This is a genomic window from Haloarchaeobius sp. FL176 (assembly GCF_024609245.1).
In the GTDB taxonomy this organism is placed as follows: Archaea; Halobacteriota; Halobacteria; order Halobacteriales; family Natrialbaceae; genus Haloarchaeobius.
The window spans coordinates 79,967-96,238 of the sequence record NZ_JANJYH010000003.1 but is presented as its reverse complement, the minus strand read 5'-3'; the positions used below and the strand labels follow the sequence as shown (position 1 = coordinate 96,238).

Below are 16,272 nucleotides of genomic sequence, written 5' to 3'. Positions count from 1 at the left end.
GCTATCGCCCGCGCCCCGTCACCGAACGAGCGCGAGCAGTTCACAGGAGAGCACGACGCTGCCGTCCTGGTCGACGACCTCGGCTTCCTCCCGCACCACGCCGGCGGCCTCCGGGTGGTCGGGTCGTTCCTCCAGCTCGACGACCTCCGTCTCGACGTGGACGGTGTCGCCGACGAACGTCGGCCCACGGAAGCGCAGGCGGTCGACGCCGTAGAACGCGACGACGTCCGAACTCGAATCGCCACCGTCCCCACGCTCCTGCCAGAGCAGACCGGTCGCGATGGAGAAGACGAGCGCGCCGTGAGCGATTCGCTCGCCGTAACCGGACTCCTGCATCCGCTCGGCGTCGGTGTGGAGGTGGTTGAAGTCGCCGCTCACGCCGGCGAAGTTCACGAGGTCGGCCTCGGTGATGGTCCGGCCGGCGGTCCGTCGGCTGTCGCCGACCTCGGTGTCGGCGAAGCTCATGGCTCCCCCATGAGCCGGTAGCTCGTCCGACCGACGGCGACGTCTTTCGTCTCGCCGTCGTGTTCGGTCGTGACCAGCCCGTCGGTGACACCCATCGAGTCCCCCGCCCGGATGACCTCGGCCTCGACGCGCAGGTCGCCCGTGGCTGGACGGAGGTAGGACACGTCGAGGTCGGTCGTCGTGAGCCGCGCAGCGGCGGGGTCGTCGAACGTCGTCCGCAGCGCGAAGCCGCTCGCGGTGTCGACCAGCGAGGCCGTGATACCGCCGTGGACGACCCCCTCGGAGGCCGGGTTCGTCAGCTTCTCGTCGTAGGGCACGGCGAAGACGACGCGCCCGTCCTCGACCGTCTCGACGGAGAGCCCGAGCCATGAGAGGAACCCGTGGCTGTCGATGTACTGCTGGTAGGCAGCTGTGGTGCCGTCGTGGGTGAAATCCGGGCGGCTCATCGGCCCTCGAACTTCGGCTCGCGGTCCTGTGCGAACGCCGTCGTGCCCTCGACCACGTCGTCGGTGCTCATCAGCAGCCCGAAGCCCTGGCTCTCCAGCGCCAGCGCGGCGGCCAGGCTCGCGTCGTCGCCCTCGTTCAGCACCTTCTTGGCGACCTTCAGGCCGACCGGCGGGCCCGAGAGCAGGTCGTCGAGGAACGCGTCGACGGTCGCGTCGAACTCGTCGGCCGGCACCCCGCGGTTGATCAGCCCCCAGTCCTCGGCGCGCTCGGCGCTGATGCGGTTCCCCCGGAACACGAGTTCCTTCGCGCGCGTCTCGCCGAGGATGCGCAGGAGCCGCTGGGTGCCGCCGCCGCCGGGGATGAGCCCGAGACGTATCTCGGGACAGCCGAACTCCGAGCCCGCCGTGGCGACCCGGAGGTCACAGGCCAGCGCGAGCTCCAGCCCCGCACCCAGACAGTAGCCGTCGATCTTCGCGAGAACGGGCCGCGGGAAGTCGTTGACCGCCTCGAACGCGGGTGTCACGTCCATCACGTCGGTCGGTTCCACGTCGGCGAAGCCGCCGATGTCCGCGCCGGCGCTGAACGCCTGGTCCCCGGCTCCCTCGATGGTCGCACAGCGAATCCCGTCCGTGTCGACCGACTCGAACAGGTCGGCGATCTCGTCGAGGAGGTCCGCCGAAAGCGCGTTCATGCGCTCCGGGCGGTCGAGCTCGACCGCGAGGAGTCCCTCGTCGTCGACCTCGTAGTTCAGCAGGCGGTACGGCCCCGGCCCGTCGCCGGTGTCGTACTCGTAGAAGCCCTGGCCCGCGTCCTCGCCGGTGTGGCCGGCCTCGACGAGTTCGACGAGGTAGTCCGCGGGCTCGTACCGCTCGGCGCCGGTTTCCTCCTGCAGCTCCCGGAGCTTCGCCAGCACGACGTCGAGCCCGAGCTCGTCGCCGCGTCGGCACGGCCCCGTCGCGAAGCCCGCGCCGAGTCGCGTCCCCGTGTCCACTGCCTCCGGCGTCGCCACGTCGTCGCCGACGAGCTTCGCCGCCTCGTTGACCATCCGCGCCTCGACGCGCAGGCTGTCGAAGTCGCCGGCGTCGTCGGGGCCGTAGTCCGCGCCGTCGCCGTCCTCGTAGTCGTAGTAGCCGGTCCCGGTCTTGCGGCCGAGGTCGCCAGCCTCCACCTTCTCCTCCGCGATGGGTGGGACGGGGATACCGCCCTCGGTCCGGACGTGGTACCCCACGTCGATGCCGGTCAGGTCGGCGAGTTCGAACGGCCCCATCGGGTAGCCACGCCCGTGGACCATCGCGGCGTCCGCCTCCCGGATGGTGGCCTCGCCCTCGGAGACCATCCACGCAGGCTCGCCGCCGTAGGGACCGAGGATGCTGTTGACGACGAACCCCTGGACGTCCTTCCGGACGTGGATGGGGGTCTTGCCAAGCGACTCGACGAACTCGGCACCCTTCTCGGCGACCGCTGCGGCGGTCTTCTCGCCGTGGACGACCTCCACGAGGTCCATCTTCACCGGCGGGTTGAAGAAGTGCAGCCCGACGACGCGGCCGGGGTCCGAGACGGCTTCAGCGATGCCCGTGATGCTCAGGCTGGACGTGTTCGACGCGAGGATTGTCCCTTCAGCGGTGTGCGCCTCGACCTCGGCGAATATCTCGCGCTTGAGGGCCATCCGTTCGGGTGCGGCTTCGACGACGAGGTCCGCGTCGCTGACCGCCGCTGCGAGGTCGACCGTCGTGTCGAGCCTGTCCAGCACCGCTTCGGGCGACTCCCCGATGCGGTCCTTCTCGGCGAGCTTCTGCAGGCTCCACTCGACGTTCTCGTACCCCTCGTCGACGAACTCCTGTTCCACGTCACGCATCGTCACCTGGTAGCCGGCGAGCGCGGCGACCTCCGCGATTCCGTGTCCCATGTTCCCGGCACCGAGCACGGCGACTCGGCTGATGCCATCGACTGTCATGCAGGTACGTGTGGCCACGAGCGGCTTAATTCCACCGGGCAGGCCTTACCACTGTTAAATAGAGTCGCAGGATTCGAAACGACGGTAACTCTCGTGCCGCTCGATCAGGCGTCGTTGGCCCCGTCGACCGTGCGGGCCACCGCGTCGACCCCCTCGTCGTGGACGAGGTCGCCGACGACGACCACGTCGGCGTGTTCGCCCATCAGGTTCGCCGACTCGTAGTCGTGGATGCCGCCCCCGTAGAACAGCGTCGACTCGTCGAGCGCGTCCGCGGCCGCCTGCACCACCGCGGGGTCGCCGAGCATGCCCGAGTACTCGATGTAAACGATCTCCTGCCCGAACATCTTCTCCGCGATCTCGGCGTACGCCGCCACGTCGTCGGTGGAGAGGTCGCAGTCCGCCTCGGTGTACTCGGCGACGCTCGCCTCCGGGTTCAGCACGATGTAGGCTTCCGTCGTCGTGCGGTCCCAGTCGAGCCCGCCCTCGATGCGGACCCACTCCTTGTGCGCGCCGGTGACCCAGAAGATGTCGCCCGCGTTGAACACTGTCGGGACGAGGTAGCCGTCGAGCGCGTCGCTTTCGACGACGACGCTCGGGTTCGACGGCTCCTGGTAGATCGGGATGTCGTAGGCCGCACACGCCTGGATCATCTCTCGCATCTTCTCCTCTGTCATCCCTAGCGTGCCGCCGATCTCGATGGCGTCCGTCCCAGTCGCACACACGTCCTCGAAGGTCTCGCCCTCGACGAGGTCCTTGTCGGGGTCGAGCTTGAGGATGTGGTTCCAGTCCTCCCAGGGTGCGCTCATACCCGGTCGAACCCCACGTGCGACCAAAACCCCTTCGATACGGTGAAATCGGGACCCGATTCGGGACTCGAAACCGAACGAACGGTTATGGCCGACCGGCCGAGATACACGGTCGAATGCGACGACGACGGGTCCTGCGGCTGGCTGGAACCGCCGCCGTGACTGCAGTCGCCGGCTGTTCCGAACTCTCTGGAGGCTCCAACTCCGAAACGGCCAGCGGCATCGCCCGTCGTCCCAGCAAGGACGCACCGCCCCGGGCCGTCCTCCCGAGTCCGAAGAGTAGACTGGAGATCACCGGGATTCGAACGACCGGCAGTTCCGTCGGCGCGAACGCCGGTCAGCTCGCCACCTACGAGGCGGACGACGGGACCGTCTTCGAGGTCGCCGCCCTCCGGATGGAGACGGCGTCCGACGCCACGGCGCTTGCGAGCCGTATCCAGGACCAGGGCCGGTTCTACGGGATGGACGTCGCGGTCCGCCACGGCGTGTTCGTGATCACCGGTGGAACGGACGACGACAGCGCACGCGACCGGCTGCTGTCGCTGCTGAGCTACTCCGAGGCACTGAGCCGAGCGTTCATCGCGGATAACGACCTCCTCGCCGCCGACGGATAGCCACCGTTTTACTCGCGCCACCCCTCGGCCCGGACATGAAGCAGGCCATCGTCGCGCGGACCGACATCGGTATGGGCCAGGGGAAACTGGCCGCACAGGTCGCCCACGCGTCGCTCAGCGCGTACGAGGATACGGACTCCCGGACGCGGAAGGCGTGGAAGGGCTCCGGTCAGAAGAAGGTCGTCCTGAAGGGCAGTGGCGAGTCGGAACTGTTCGAGCTCGCCGACAGAGCCGAGTCCGAACGGCTCCCACACGCCATCATCAGGGACGCCGGCCACACTCAGCTCGACTCCGGGACCGTGACCGCGCTCGCTATCGGCCCCGGCGAGGACGAGGTCGTCGACCGCGTGACCGGCCACCTCTCGCTGTTCTGAGCGATGCGGGACGCTCACCCACGCGAACGGGCCGTCGGCATCGACCACTACGTGAGCGACGACGACGGCGTCGGCGGCAGGCTCCGAGCCGAGAACGACCACTTCCGGGTGGTCGAGCGCGAGCGATTCGAGTCGAACCCCGTCGACGCACCCACTGGCGACTACCCGTATCTGGTCGTGCGCGCGACACTCCGCGGCTGGGACACCAACGACTTCGTCCACCGGCTCTCGAACGAGCTCGGGATGAGCCGAGGCCGGGTTTCGTGGGCCGGCACGAAGGACAAGCGCGCGGTGTCGACGCAGCTCTTTACCCTGCAGGACGTCGTTCCCGAGGACCTGCCGGCGCTCTCGCGGGCGGACCTGGAGGTAGTCGGTCGCGCGGGCCGTGCCCTCCAGTTCGGCGACTTGCTCGGTAACGAGTTCGAGATCGTCGTCTCCGACCCCGACGACTCCGCGGCGGCCGACCGTGTGACCGAGGAGCTGCGTGAGTTCGGCGACGGCCGGGTCGCCGTCCCCAACTTCTTCGGTCAGCAGCGCTTCGGGAGCATCCGCCCCGTCACACACGAGGTCGGCCTCGACATCGTTCGTGGCGACTGGGAGGGCGCGGTGCGGACCTACGTCGGCAACCCGCATCCGGACGAGCGCGAGAAGACCCGTGAGGCACGTGAACTCGTCGAGGACGGCGTGGCCTGGGCCGATGCGCTGGAGGCGTTCCCCGGCGGGCTCCGGTTCGAGCGGTCGATGCTCCACACACTCGTCGAGAACGGCGGCGAGGAACCCGCGGACTTCCGTGAGGCTATCGAGACGCTCCCGGAGAACCTCCAGCGGCTGTTCGTCCACGCGGCGCAGTCGTACGCGTTCAACCGCATGCTGAGCCGACGGCTGGAGCGGGGGCTTCCGTTCACGAGACCGGTCGCCGGCGACGTGGTCTGTTTCTCCGACTCGGACGCGCCCGAGGCGTTCCCGCTGCCGGACGTGGACCGCGAGCAGCGCGTGACGGAGCGCCGCGTCGACACCGTCGCACGCCACTGCGAGCGCGGCCGTGCCTTCGTGACTGCACCGCTCGTCGGAACGGAGACGGAGCTGGCCGACGGGGAGCAGGGCGAGATCGAGCGCGAGGTGCTCTCGGAGCTGTCGCTCACGGGGTCGGATTTCGACCTGCCCGGCGAGTTCCACAGCGAGGGCACGCGCCGTGCGCTGCTCGTCAGGACGGCCCTCGACGTGGCACAGGAGCCCCTGACGTTCTCCTTCTCGCTCCCGAAGGGCTCCTACGCGACCGTCCTGCTGCGCGAGTACCTGAAGGTGGACCCGGTCGAACTTGGCTGACAGGCGACGCTCTCCTCGCGTGGACCGTCGCGTCGCACTCCCGCTCTGCGGCCCACGGCCACTGGTCAGGGCACGCCGGTCGTGGACCCGGTTTCGGACTTGAACCCTCGGGAGGCTGCTCGCCGACCGATACTCGCCGGTGTCCGAACCGCACGGCTTTAGGTCGGGCGAGGGCTACGACCGGTTATGAACTGTAGGCGGTGTGAGACGCCACTCGAGCGGCCCGGAGACTACTGTCTCACCTGTAACACCGCCAACTGTGACGCCGTCGTCGTCGACTGTGGCCGCGAGCGAGCGACCGTGACGGTGCTCGACGGTGACGAGGTCGTCGGTGAGACGACGGTGACGACGGTGCCCGACGACGGCGAGGAGACGGGCGTCGTCGAGTTCCGGAACTTCGCGGGTCGCGTGGCGGACGAGATGCGACGGAAGCGCCCGGAGACGGTGTACGCGGCGGGCGACCGGGCAGTGATTCGGGAGACGCGCGCCCAGCTCCACCACGAGTTCTACCGCGTCGACGACGAGGACCCGGTTGCGGCGGCCATCGGTGGGCTGGGCGAGTCGGGGCTCGACGTCGTCGACCTCGCGCCCAGAGAGAAGATCGGTGGGGCGCACTCGACGCTCATCGGCGGCCGAACTGGCCAGACTGCCATCCGGACCGTCGCAGAACACCCGCACGTGAAGAAGGTCATCCCGGGCCCCATCGAGGCCGGCGGGTCGAGCTCGCAGGCGAGCGTCGGCGCGAAGGTGACCCGTGCGGACGGTAACGGCAACGTCCGGATGCTCATACGGGACGGTTCCAGCGTTCAGGAGAACCGCGTGGTGACGACGGCGGGCGACCGCGAGATGGGCGAACGGGTCCGCGAGGACCTGAACGAGGCCCTCACGACGGCCGACCTCCGGTGACGCGGGCGTTCCAACTCAACAGGTTTATTTGCGGGCTGACGGTACAGACTGGTATCATGGCCAAGAAAAAGGGAACAACCGGTAGCTCCGGCCGATTCGGCGCCCGCTACGGTCGCGTCTCGCGACGCCGCGTCGCGGAGATCGAAGACGAGATGCGGAACTCCAAGGTCGACGGTGACGACGTCAAGCGCGTCGGCACCGGCATCTGGGTCAACGAGGAGACCGGCGAGAAGTTCACTGGTGGCACGTATCGCGCCCAGACGCCCGCGGGCAAGACTGTCCGGCGCTCCATCCGCGCCGCCCTCTCCGACGACAGCGACGACGAATGAGCTACAAGTGCTCGCGCTGCAAGCGTGACGTGACGCTCGACGAGTACGGCGGCGTCCGCTGCCCCTACTGCGGGCACCGCGTCCTGCTGAAGGAGCGAAGCACGGACATCAAGGAAGTCGGCGTGCGGTAGCGCGGGCGATGCCCGCGAACGAGACCGTTCTGGAGTTCGAGTACAACGACGACGCGACGGCGGCGCTGGTCGCCGAGAGCGTCCGTCCGGAGGTCGGCGAGATCGCGAGCGACCGCTCCACCACCAGCCTCCGGTGCGACGGTGCGACCGTCGTCGTGACCGTCGCCGCGGACGACCGGATCGCGCTGCGTGCTGGGGCCAACACGTGGCTTCGCCTCGTGGCCGTCGCCGAGCGGACCCGTGGCCTCGTCAGCGGGTCCTGACCCCGCGCCTGCCTTCGATTCTGCCCGGGGCGAGGGTGGGTGTGTCTCGCGCCCGGGAAAGCGGGGGTTTTTCAGGGCGGAAACCATCCAGCAGAGTATGCAAGGAAATCTGCCGCCGGAAGCACAGGAGAAGATCGAGGAGCTGCAGGACCTGCAGGAGACCGCACAGCAGGTCGCGGTCCAGAAGCAGGAGGCCGACTCTCAGCTCACCGAGGCCCAGACAGCCCTCGACGAGCTCGACGACATCGACGAGGACACACAGATGTACCGTGAAGTCGGCGAACTGTTCGTCGCCACGGACTACGACGAGGCCAGCGAGGCGCTCGACGACAAGGTCTCCAGCCTGGAGATTCGCGTCGAGACCCTCGAGAAGCAGGAGGAGCGCGTTCAGGAGCAGTTCGAGTCGCTCCAGGAGGAGCTTCAGGACATGCTCGGCGGCATGGGCGGCGGCATGGGCGGCGCCGGCGGCGCGTAATCGGATGAGCGACCCGACGGACGAGGAGGTCGTGCAGGTCGCCGCGGAAGCGGCCGAAGGCCTCGTCCGCTCCCGTTTCAAGCAGTCCAACGTCCGCGACCTCGACGTGACCGTCACGTTCGAGGACGGCGTGCTCGACGTCGACGTCTACCTGAACGCGCCCGAGGGCGACGCCGATGCGGAGGCGGTCGCCGACGAGGCCGCACGCGCGGCACAGTCGGCCGTCGACGAGCTGTTCGAAGACGTTTAGGACAGCAGGAAGACGACGACACTCAGGCCCATCGCGGCCATCGTCAACAACACGGCGAGCGCTCCGCCCATCGATACCATGGCGTTGGCGTGGCTCGCCAGCGTCTCCGTTCTGTCGTTGCCGAACACCGTGACGCGGGCGCGCTCCGATGCCATCCCGGCCTCGACGGGTTCGCGGTCGGCGAGCGCGCGGTTCGTGAGGTCGTGGACGAGTTCGACGAGTTCGTCGACGTCGAGGGCCTCACCGACCTGGTTGCTCGACTCGACCCGGTTGACGACGTGGGTGTCGGTGGTCATCACCTCGGCGCGCGCGACGTCCTCGGGGAGGCTCTCGATGAGCCGCTCCCTGACGCCGGGTTCCATGTTGTTCCCGTCGACGAGCACGTACGCCGTCACCTCGCCGGCGACATCGACGCAGGCGACACGGACGCCGAGGGGGCCGATGCCGTCTTCGGGCTCCCAGTCGGTCGGCTCCCACGCGACGCCGAGTTCGAACGGGTGGCGCTCGGCGTCCGTGAGCTCCTCTGCGGCCTTGCGCGCGGCCTCCATGATGTCGAACGAGCGCTCGCTACCGGGGGTAACGTGACCGAGGTCGTCGCCGCGGAGACCGTTGTTGCAGTTGTGGGCGTCGACGAGCAGTGCGTCCTCGAAGCCGCCCGAGCGTGCCTCCGCGACGGCCGAGAGGCCGACCGCGTAGTCCACGTCGTCCGCGAATCTGGGGGAGTGCGTGTTGACGAGCAGAATGTCGTCGCCGAACGCCTGAGCGAGCAGCTTCGCGTCCCCCGAGGTGGTTCGGACGGTCTTCGTCGCTCCACCGCCGACAGCCAGTGCGTCGTTCGCGGCTGCGGCCGTCTCGACGATGGTGTCGACCTCGCGCTCGGTGACGAGGTTGAAGTCGTGTCCGGCCGTCGCGTGTGGTGGTAACGCCATCCCTTCGGTCGCCCGGGCGACGCGTTCGGGGAGGTTCCCGCCCCCGATCTCCCCCATCGGGCCGGGGTGGACCATCGGGAGGACGGCGCGTGCCTTCTCGGAGCCGTCCTCGCGTCGGAAGCCGAGGACGGTCACCGGGACGAGCGCCTCCTCGCCGAGCTCCTCGAAGAAGGTCTCGAGTTCGCGGGAGTCCTCGGCGATGTGGCCGATGAAGCCGCCGAGGAAGTCCCGCACGGAGACACCGAGGCTGCGTTTCCACGGGCGGTCGATGATGACGAGGAAGAGCCACACCGCAGAGCCGTACAGCAGGCAGACGAAGCCGAGAATGGCGAAGTCACCGGGGACGATGGGCGAGAGCTGTATCTCGGTGTGTTCGGCCCGTGAGAGGAACGCCCGGACGAGTGGGCCCCCGACCTCGAGGTAGTGGCTCGTGCCGCTGTAGACGAACAGGAGCACTGCGGCGGCGACGGTCTGGATGCTCGCCGGGACCACCGCCCGGGCGATGGAGTGGCTCGACACCGCGGCGATGACCAGCAGCCGGAGCGCGAAGATGGACGCGAGGCCCGCGTAAAGGACGTCGAACACGAAGTTCTGGCCGAGGGTACTGACCAGCGCGACGACACCGCCGACCGCGAGGAAGACGACGACGAGTATCTCACAGAGCAGTGCGAGCAGCGACGACCGGCCGGCGGTGAGCTGCCCGCCGAGTCGCTGGTCGACGAGGCCCGTCAGCAGGCTCGCGACGACGGTCGGGATGCCGATGAAGAAGATGCCCTGCGTGAACCCTTCGAGGAAGAAGCCGTCGTCGAAGACGCCGACGCCGGTGACACCGGCGACCGCCATCGCGAAGGCGAGACTCGTGTACCACTGCGGGGCGCGGAAGATGTACCGCGAGAGGCTCGCGAGGTCGCCCTGAGTGGTGGTCATGCTGGTTCCCCGGGCTCACTCACACAGCGCGAGGAAGTTCTCGAACACTTCCTGCCCGTCCTCGGTGTGGCTGACCTCGGGGTGCCACTGGACGCCGTAGAGATCGCGGTCGGTGTCGCTCATCGATTCGACGCCGCAGACGTCGGACTGGCCGGTGACGGTGAAGCCCTCGGGGACCGCCTTGACCTCGTCGGCGTGGCTCGCCCAGACTCGCGTCTCGGGGGCGAGCGGCCCGATGAGCGGGTCGTCCTCGTCGAGGACGTCGACGGTCACGTCGGCGTAGCCACCGTACTCGCCCGCACCGACCGAGCCGCCGAGTTCCTTCGCGATGATCTGCATGCCGAGACAGATGCCCAGTACCGGCACGTCCATGTCGAGGTACGCGGGCGACTCCCCGCGTCGGTCCATGTCCGGCCCGCCCGAGAGGACGATGCCGTCGGCCTCCACCTCAGCGGGTGGTGTCTCGTTGTCGACGACCTCGCTCTCGACTCCCATATCCCGCAGTGCCCGGTGTTCCAGATGTGTGAACTGCCCGTGGTTGTCCACCACGACGATGCGCGTCATTACACACCGATAGCGCGCGGGTCCCCAAAAACCGTCCGACATCTCGTGCTACCCGCACACTGTCACAGACGTAGCCGTCAGACTACTCTCGACGGCTCCGGAGGCCCGCCGTCCAACGGTGTGTCGGGACGGGCGGCTCTGGACCGGTGTAACTAAGCACCACGCACCACACGGCTCGTGCATGGAACTCCCAATCGACTCCGACCACCCGTCCTGGCTGACGGCCGCCGGAGCGTTCGGCGGCTACGGCCTGCTGCTCGTCGTGATGTTCGTCCTGCTGTTCGTGGTGCCGCTGGCCATCTTCAGCGTGCTGTAGGAAAGCAGCGAAACGAACCCGGTTTCAGGCGAACGTCTTCGAGATCTCGTCCTCGTTCTCGCTGCTCTCTGCCTGGATCTTCTCCCAGGCCTCCTCGAAGTCGCGCTTCTCGATGGTGCGGCGGTCGTCGCGGATGGCGAACATGCCGGCCTCAGTGCAGATCGCCTTCACGTCGGCACCGGAGGCTTCGTCGGCGATCCCGGCGAGTTCGGCGAAGTCGACGTTGTCGGAGACGTTCATGTCGCGGGTGTGGATCTTGAAGATGATCTCGCGTCCCGCGACGTCGGGCTTGGGCACCTCGATGAGGCGGTCGAACCGGCCGGGGCGGAGGATGGCGCGGTCGAGCATGTCGAAGCGATTGGTGGCGGCGATGATGCGGATATCGCCGCGCTCCTCGAAGCCGTCCATCTCGGAGAGCAGCTGCATCATCGTGCGCTGGACCTCGGCGTCGCCGGAGGTCTTGGACTCGGTCCGTTTGGCCGCGATGGCGTCTATCTCGTCGATGAAGATGACGGCGGGCTCGTGTTCGCGGGCGACCTGGAACAGGTCACGCACCAGCTTCGCGCCCTCGCCGATGAACTTGTGGACGAGCTCGGAGCCAGCCATCTTGATGAAGGTGGCGTCGGTCTCGTTCGCCACCGCCTTCGCGAGCATCGTCTTCCCGGTCCCCGGCGGGCCGTGCAGCAGCACACCGGAGGGCGGGTCGATACCGACCTCGGTGAACATCTCGGGCTTCTCGAGGGGCATTTCGACGGTCTCGCGGACCTCCTGCATCTGCTCCTCGAGGCCGCCGATGTCGGCGTAGGAGACCTCGGGGCTCTCCGTGACCTCCATCACGCGGGCGCGGACGTCGGTCTCGTTGCTCAGCGTCTTCACGATAGAGAGAGAGTTGTTGACGGCGACGCGCATGTCGGGTTCGATCTCCTCGCGCATCTCGCCGGTGACCTCAGTGAGGGCCTCCTGGTTGTTGCCGTGCTGCTTGATGATAACGCCCTCGTCGGTCAGCTCCTGAATGGTGGCGACGAACAGCGGCGACTGCTTCAGCTTCTTGTTCTCGTGGGTGAGCCGCTCTAACTTCTGCTGGTACTTGTTGTTCTCCGCGTTGGCGTCGAGGAGCTTGTCACGCATCTCGTCGTTCTGCGCCTCCAGCACCTCGAGCCGCTCCTGCAGCGCCCCGATCTTCTCCTGTTTGGACGCCTCCTCCTCGTACGGGAGGTCGACGTCGTCCACCGTGTCGGTCATCAGCATCTCATAAGGCACTGATTCTTAAGAGGCTTCGGGTGCCGTACGGAACCGCCGGCCTCAGGCCGTGTGACCGCTACTCGTGGAGACTTCGGTTCGTGGGTCCTGACGAACTCAGCCCGTCGTGGGTGGGACCAAGCGCCGGTGTCAGCAGGGGCCACGCTGATGCCCTGTAGTAATAATTCTAATGAGCAAGTATTATTACGGGGTATGCACAATCGGTGTGTACGATGAGTGCAACCGAGCCGAGAACGAGCGAGCCCCCCACCGGTAGCTGGGACGATGTCCGCGACCTGCCGCCGAGTGCGAAGCTCGTCGCGAAGGTACTGGAGTACAACGACACCCTGACCCAGAGCGAACTCGCGGAGGAGACCCTGCTCCCGCCGCGCACCGTCCGCTACGCGCTGAACCGTCTCGAAGAAGAGAACGTGGTCCACTCTCGCTTCTCCTTCTCCGACGCCCGCAAGCGTCTCTACACCCTCACGGTCGAGTAAGGGCCGTCACTGGACCGGCACGCTTAGGGGCCAATCTGTCGAACGTCGGGCCATGGTACACGACCTCGACAGCATCGAGCGTATCGGCGTCGTCGGCGCGGGCACGATGGGCAGCGGCATCGCACAGGTCGCCGCGACGAACGGCTACGCCGTGACGATGCGCGACATCGAGGAGCAGTTCGTCGAGAACGGCTTCGACTCCATCGAGAGCAGCCTCGAACGCTTCGTCTCCAAGGACGCCCTCTCGCGGGAGGACGCCGACGCGGCGCTCGACCGCATCGACGGTACGACCGCACTCGGCGACCTCGCGGACTGCGATGTCGTCGTCGAGGCGGCCGTCGAGAACATGGACATCAAGCAGGACATCTTCGCCGACCTCGAGGACGCCGTCGACGACGACTGCCTGCTCGCGACGAACACCAGCACACTCTCTATCACGACGATCGCGGCGGCCACGGAGTCGCCCGAGCGCGTCGTCGGCCTGCACTTCATGAACCCCGTCCCCATCATGGAGGGCGTCGAGGTGGTCGACGGCGAGAAGACGAGCGAGGAGGCGCTCGAGCTCGCTCACAACATCGCCGAGGCGCTGGAAAAGACAACCTGGGAGTCCGACGACAAACCCGGCTTCGTCACCAACCGCGTGCTCATGCCGTGGATCAACGAGGGCATCCGCGCCTACGACGAGGGCGTCGCGACCAAGGACGACATGGACCGCGGGATGAAGCTCGGTACGAACGTCCCGATGGGGCCGCTCGAACTCGCGGACCACATCGGCCTCGATGTCTGTCTGCACGCGAGCGAGACGCTCCACGAGGAGCTCGGTGACCGCTACAAGCCGGCCTACCTGCTCAAGCGCAAGGTCGACGCGGGCGACCTCGGCAAGAAGACCGGCAAGGGCTTCTACGAGTACGAGTAGTCGCGTCCCGTCCAAAATTTCTTCTCGGTGGCCGTCGTCGCAACGAACGATGCCCCTCCACCGCTCGCACGCGCTCGCAGCCCTGGCGCTCCTCGCGCTTGCCGCCGTCGCCCTGCCCGCGACCGCACCTGCCGCCGCCGGTCCACCACCCGAGGCAGTCTGTGGCGTCTGTACGGACGACGCGTTCGGTGGGACCGTCGAGCACAGCGAGGCCGTCGTCCACATCCGTGACGACGGCAGCGCGAACTGGACCGTCCACGCCACCGTCGACGAGCGAACGGCCCGCGAACTACGCGACGCGCCCGCGGTCCGCCGCGACCGCGTCCGGGGCGAACTCACCCGCCGGACCGTCGTCGACGAGGTCGCGAACCTCGACACTCGCGTGGAGAACCGGACGCTCGTCGCCACCTTCACGACCGCCGACTTCGCCGACCGCGGCGTCGGTGGCGTCGTCGTCGCGGACGGCCTGTTCCCGTCGCACGAGGCGGCGAGCGTGACGGTGCACGCCGACAGACTCGCCGTCCACGGCCCCGCCGGCACCGCCCCGACGCTCGTCCCGGACGCCGCGACGGTCCAGGGCGACGCAATCGTCTGGACCGGGGAGACGGGGATCGGTTCGGAGACCTACCTCGCCTTCGGTGCCGACGGTGGGCTCGTCGCCACCGGGACGAGCTACCTCGCGGTCGGGATGGCCATCGTCGGACGGTCACTGCCCGGCGTCCTCTCGGTAGCCCTGGTCCCGACGCTCCTGTTCGGCGCCGTCCTCGTCGGGCTGTTCCGCGAGGGCGACCGCCTCGGACCGGACCGAACCGGCGACGGACTCGCCGCCCGCATCGGTCTCGCCGCCGGTGCCGCCACACCCCTGCTGCTGGCGGCCGGGGTCGTGCTGTTCCTGTACGGAGCGAACACCGTCCGATGGGGCGCCGACCCGTCGGCCTTCGCGGGACTCACGCTCGTCTCTCTGGTGCCCCAGACACTCGTCGCCGCGGGGAGCGCGGCGCTGTTCGCGCTCTGGGGCGACCGCATCAGCCTCGACAGCTACGCCTGGTGGGTGTTCCCGGCAGCCGCGGGCTGCTGGCTGGTCATCGTCGGGGCGACCGGGCCGAACCGGATACTGGGGACGTGGACGACGACCGTCCTGCTGTTCCTCCTGCTCGGTGCGGCCCACGAGCGCGGAACGCTCGCGGCGCTTCCGGTCGCGGTCGTCGCACTGCTGGCACCGACGCTCGCCGCACTCCCGTACTTCACGCCGTGGGCCCGTCCCGCCTACACACTCGTGCTCTGGACGGTCGGGACGCTCGTGCCGGGCGTCGCGCTCTACGCGCTCGGGCGGCGGGAGTCGGCGCGGCCGGGGCTCACGGAGTCGCCGGAGACCGAAGAAACGACCGCCGAAGCCGCCTGAGTCGCCCCGTCAGGGGAGGTCCGATTCGTGCAGCGGCTTCTGCTCGATGGTCTGTCGCACCCGTTCGAGCGCCTGCCGGTCGCCGGAATCGTGGAACCAGTGGATGATCGCCATGACCTCCATCCGCGAGACCTTCACGCCGCCTTCGCGGACCACGTCGGCGGGGCGCTCCCGGAGCTCCCGGAGAGTTGCCACGGCGAGCAGGTACGGGATGCCCCACGCCGACAGCGTGTTCCCCCGTCGCTCCGGGAGGGCTTCGAGGTAGGTCTGCGTGTCGTCGAGGTAGCCGGAGGCGTGGTCGACGACCCGCTCGATGACCGTCGCCACCGCCTCCTCGTTCTCCGGGTCGCAGACGGCGTCGCGGTCCACACCTTCGGACTCCAGCCACTCGGCGGGCAGGTAGACGTTGTTCTCCTCGTGGTAGTCGTCGCTCACGTCCTTGGCGACGTTGACCAGCTGGAGCAACAGTCCGAACGACCGTGCGTTCTCGCGGAGCCGGGACTCACGCGAGTCGGTCGTCCCGCGGGTCACGAGCCCGGTCACGAGCGAGCCGACCGTGCCCGCGACGTACCAGCAGTACTCCTCGAGCTCGTCGAGCGTCTGGATTCGCAGGCCACCCGAGTCGGCGTGGCGCTCGACGAACTCGGCCATGCCGTTCGTCAGCTCGAGTACGGGGGGGAGGATCGCCTCCTTGGCCTCCGGCGGGAGGCGGCGATACGTCCGCACGACCCGGGGAGACTCGGCGACGACGGTCCAGTCCTCGTCGAGCTCCGCCGGGAGCCACTCGTCCACCGCGGTCCTGAACTCCTCGGCTGTCGCCGGGTCGTCGGCATCGAGCACGTCCGCATAGAGACGCAGTAGTTCCGCCTTCTCCGCGGGGGGAATGTGGCCCGCGTCCTCGACCGTGTCGGCGACGCGACAGAGGAGATAGCCCAGACAGATGTGGCGGGCGGTCGGCTCCTCTAACTCCTCGATGGTGATGGCGAAGGTGCGGGAGACACCCTGCACCGCCTCGTAACACCACGCGAGGTCGTCGTCGACCGGATACTCTGCCTGTTCCTCGTTCATTCACGTTCCCCTGCGTATTCCACGCTGAAAAACCCACCTGCCACGACGGTAAGCACTGTCTCTGGAGAGAAACA

21 protein-coding genes are annotated in these 16,272 nt (G+C 68.1%); 13 read left to right on the top strand and 8 right to left on the bottom strand.

Annotated elements, in window-relative coordinates; translation table 11 throughout:
- Positions 1-18: 18 nt before the first annotated feature.
- From NO978_RS06580 to NO978_RS06565, 4 genes are all read right to left on the bottom strand, one after another.
- Complete coding sequence (locus tag NO978_RS06580; protein ID WP_257298755.1) at positions 19-465, bottom strand: MaoC/PaaZ C-terminal domain-containing protein; 447 nt, start codon at positions 463-465, stop codon at positions 19-21.
- Complete coding sequence (locus NO978_RS06575; protein ID WP_257298754.1) at positions 462-911, bottom strand: PaaI family thioesterase; 450 nt, start codon at positions 909-911, stop codon at positions 462-464. The genes NO978_RS06580 and NO978_RS06575 overlap by 4 nt, the downstream gene beginning before the upstream one ends.
- Entirely contained in the window at positions 908-2,866 is a 1,959-nt protein-coding gene (locus tag NO978_RS06570) for a 3-hydroxyacyl-CoA dehydrogenase/enoyl-CoA hydratase family protein (protein ID WP_257298753.1), read from the bottom strand. The genes NO978_RS06575 and NO978_RS06570 overlap by 4 nt, the downstream gene beginning before the upstream one ends.
- 104 nt (positions 2,867-2,970) lie before the next feature.
- Positions 2,971-3,672 (bottom strand): phosphoglycerol geranylgeranyltransferase, encoded by a 702-nt coding sequence (locus NO978_RS06565; RefSeq protein WP_257298752.1) that lies wholly within the window; start codon positions 3,670-3,672, stop codon positions 2,971-2,973.
- 116 nt (positions 3,673-3,788) lie between these two features.
- Between NO978_RS06565 and NO978_RS06560 the strand changes: the two genes are divergently transcribed.
- From NO978_RS06560 to NO978_RS06520, 9 genes are all read left to right on the top strand, one after another.
- Positions 3,789-4,286, top strand: coding sequence for a hypothetical protein (locus tag NO978_RS06560; protein WP_257298751.1), 498 nt, complete (start codon positions 3,789-3,791; stop codon positions 4,284-4,286).
- 35 nt (positions 4,287-4,321) lie between these two features.
- Positions 4,322-4,660 (top strand): peptidyl-tRNA hydrolase Pth2, encoded by a 339-nt coding sequence (gene pth2 / locus NO978_RS06555; protein WP_257298750.1) that lies wholly within the window; start codon positions 4,322-4,324, stop codon positions 4,658-4,660.
- A gap of 3 nt (positions 4,661-4,663) precedes the next feature.
- Positions 4,664-5,986: a tRNA pseudouridine(13) synthase TruD gene (gene truD / locus NO978_RS06550; protein ID WP_257298749.1), complete on the top strand. Its 1,323-nt coding sequence runs from the start codon at positions 4,664-4,666 to the stop codon at positions 5,984-5,986.
- A gap of 186 nt (positions 5,987-6,172) precedes the next feature.
- Positions 6,173-6,892, top strand: coding sequence for a DUF2103 domain-containing protein (locus NO978_RS06545; RefSeq protein WP_257298748.1), 720 nt, complete (start codon positions 6,173-6,175; stop codon positions 6,890-6,892).
- A 56-nt stretch (positions 6,893-6,948) separates the two neighbouring features.
- The gene (locus NO978_RS06540) at positions 6,949-7,221 is read left to right on the top strand and encodes a 50S ribosomal protein L37ae (RefSeq protein ID WP_257298745.1); all 273 of its coding nucleotides are present in this window, start codon (positions 6,949-6,951) and stop codon (positions 7,219-7,221) included.
- On the top strand, positions 7,218-7,352 hold the full coding sequence (locus NO978_RS06535; protein WP_257298744.1) for a DNA-directed RNA polymerase subunit P: 135 nt from the start codon (positions 7,218-7,220) through the stop codon (positions 7,350-7,352). The genes NO978_RS06540 and NO978_RS06535 overlap by 4 nt, the downstream gene beginning before the upstream one ends.
- Positions 7,353-7,360: 8 nt before the next feature.
- On the top strand, positions 7,361-7,615 hold the full coding sequence (locus NO978_RS06530) for a KEOPS complex subunit Pcc1 (RefSeq protein ID WP_257298743.1): 255 nt from the start codon (positions 7,361-7,363) through the stop codon (positions 7,613-7,615).
- Positions 7,616-7,712: 97 nt separating this feature from the next.
- The gene (locus NO978_RS06525) at positions 7,713-8,090 is read left to right on the top strand and encodes a prefoldin subunit beta (protein ID WP_257298742.1); all 378 of its coding nucleotides are present in this window, start codon (positions 7,713-7,715) and stop codon (positions 8,088-8,090) included.
- Positions 8,091-8,094: 4 nt separating this feature from the next.
- The gene (locus NO978_RS06520) at positions 8,095-8,340 is read left to right on the top strand and encodes a DUF3194 domain-containing protein (RefSeq protein WP_257298741.1); all 246 of its coding nucleotides are present in this window, start codon (positions 8,095-8,097) and stop codon (positions 8,338-8,340) included.
- Here NO978_RS06520 and NO978_RS06515 read toward each other — a convergent pair.
- Positions 8,337-10,196 (bottom strand): DUF2070 family protein, encoded by a 1,860-nt coding sequence (locus NO978_RS06515; protein WP_257298740.1) that lies wholly within the window; start codon positions 10,194-10,196, stop codon positions 8,337-8,339. The two genes, NO978_RS06520 and NO978_RS06515, sit on opposite strands and share 4 nt — an antisense overlap.
- Positions 10,197-10,211: 15 nt before the next feature.
- A complete protein-coding gene (locus NO978_RS06510) occupies positions 10,212-10,760 on the bottom strand; it encodes a GMP synthase subunit A (protein ID WP_257298739.1) in 549 nt (182 codons plus the stop codon).
- 181 nt (positions 10,761-10,941) lie between these two features.
- Between NO978_RS06510 and NO978_RS06505 the strand changes: the two genes are divergently transcribed.
- Positions 10,942-11,076, top strand: coding sequence for a hypothetical protein (locus tag NO978_RS06505; RefSeq protein ID WP_257298738.1), 135 nt, complete (start codon positions 10,942-10,944; stop codon positions 11,074-11,076).
- Between the two features lie 24 nt (positions 11,077-11,100).
- On the opposite strand, the gene NO978_RS06500 is transcribed toward NO978_RS06505, so the two are convergent.
- The gene (locus NO978_RS06500; protein ID WP_257298737.1) at positions 11,101-12,318 is read right to left on the bottom strand and encodes a proteasome-activating nucleotidase; all 1,218 of its coding nucleotides are present in this window, start codon (positions 12,316-12,318) and stop codon (positions 11,101-11,103) included.
- A gap of 230 nt (positions 12,319-12,548) precedes the next feature.
- Here NO978_RS06500 and NO978_RS06495 point away from each other — a divergent pair, with 230 nt between their 5' ends.
- Genes NO978_RS06495 through NO978_RS06485 form a run of 3 tightly spaced genes read left to right on the top strand, consistent with a single transcriptional unit; the run spans position 12,549 to position 15,130 of the window.
- Positions 12,549-12,812, top strand: coding sequence for a helix-turn-helix domain-containing protein (locus tag NO978_RS06495; protein ID WP_256299092.1), 264 nt, complete (start codon positions 12,549-12,551; stop codon positions 12,810-12,812).
- A gap of 52 nt (positions 12,813-12,864) precedes the next feature.
- Positions 12,865-13,728, top strand: a complete 864-nt coding sequence (locus NO978_RS06490; RefSeq protein ID WP_257298736.1) for a 3-hydroxyacyl-CoA dehydrogenase family protein — start codon at positions 12,865-12,867, stop codon at positions 13,726-13,728.
- Between the two features lie 49 nt (positions 13,729-13,777).
- Positions 13,778-15,130, top strand: coding sequence for a hypothetical protein (locus tag NO978_RS06485; protein ID WP_257298735.1), 1,353 nt, complete (start codon positions 13,778-13,780; stop codon positions 15,128-15,130).
- Between the two features lie 9 nt (positions 15,131-15,139).
- On the opposite strand, the gene NO978_RS06480 is transcribed toward NO978_RS06485, so the two are convergent.
- The gene (locus tag NO978_RS06480; RefSeq protein ID WP_257298734.1) at positions 15,140-16,198 is read right to left on the bottom strand and encodes a phytoene/squalene synthase family protein; all 1,059 of its coding nucleotides are present in this window, start codon (positions 16,196-16,198) and stop codon (positions 15,140-15,142) included.
- Positions 16,199-16,272: the final 74 nt, after the last annotated feature.